Origin of the sequence: Natronococcus jeotgali DSM 18795 (assembly GCF_000337695.1) — an archaeon.
Taxonomy (GTDB): domain Archaea; phylum Halobacteriota; class Halobacteria; order Halobacteriales; family Natrialbaceae; genus Natronococcus; species Natronococcus jeotgali.
Map to the genome: position 1 here is coordinate 1 of NZ_AOIA01000028.1, position 949 is coordinate 949.

2 tRNA genes and 1 rRNA gene are annotated in these 949 nt (G+C 58.4%); all 3 read right to left on the minus strand.

Annotated features, from left to right (window positions below):
• A 23S ribosomal RNA gene (locus C492_RS24845) occupies positions 1 to 414 on the minus strand; the annotation flags it as partial.
• Between the two features lie 226 nt (positions 415 to 640).
• Positions 641 to 712: transfer RNA gene (locus C492_RS04120), tRNA-Ala, on the minus strand.
• A 17-nt stretch (positions 713 to 729) separates the two neighbouring features.
• Positions 730 to 801 (minus strand) — tRNA-Ala (locus C492_RS04125).
• Positions 802 to 949: the final 148 nt, after the last annotated feature.

Sequence of the window (949 nt, forward strand, 5' to 3'; positions counted from 1 at the left end):
ATTCACGAGGGATATCCAACCCCCGATACTCTGGAGCTGACTCGTCTCTTACTCGGTAACAGTACGGGACTGTCACCCTGTTTCGTGCTCCGTTCCAGGAGACTTCGTCTTACCTTTCGGAGAGTGATCGTCAGTCCGAACACCACATTGCCCGTGAAGGCTTCGGTTTGGACTGGTATCGCGTTCCTTCGCCAGTACTAACGACATCACGTTGCGTTTTCTTTTCCTGCCGGTACTAAGATGTTTCAATTCCCGGCGTTCCCCATTGCGCGAGGCAATTGCGGTGGGGATTCCCATTCGGAGATCCTGAGTTCTTCGCCTCCGTGCGGCTCCCTCAGGCTTATCGCAGCTTGGCACGTCCGTCTTCAGCTCTCAAGCCGAGCGATCCACCAGCTGGCACAGTAGCCACGTTCGTCGGATCAGGGTTGCAAANAAAGCAACCTTGTAGTGACCCGGGAACGGGTCCAGTGGACGCCTGGACTACACGTACACACGGTCTCATTTGCACGCCGGTAGACGGCCGGCCTGCATTGACCCTTCCCAGCCACACTTGCGCGGGCTGGTGCATCGGTTCGTTCGGATTCAATCCTCGGAATCGCTCCCACTTAAGGGGCACGATCCGGGGATCTCTTCCGAGTCATGGACCCACAGGGATTCGAACCCTGGGCATCCTCCTTGCAAAGGAGGCACTCTCCCACTGAGCTATGGGCCCACTCTCNTTCCGAGTCATGGACCCACAGGGATTCGAACCCTGGGCATCCTCCTTGCAAAGGAGGCACTCTCCCACTGAGCTATGGGCCCACTCTCTACAGCTGAGATCGGCTGTAGAGAGCGTAGATATGGTGTGAGCCTCGGTAGTTCTAGGGTGCCCGGTCGGCCCGTGATGGGCGTGACCGAACGTGGACCGCGTGTGGGTCAGGCGCGACGGCCTGATCCCGGTCTGTGGAGG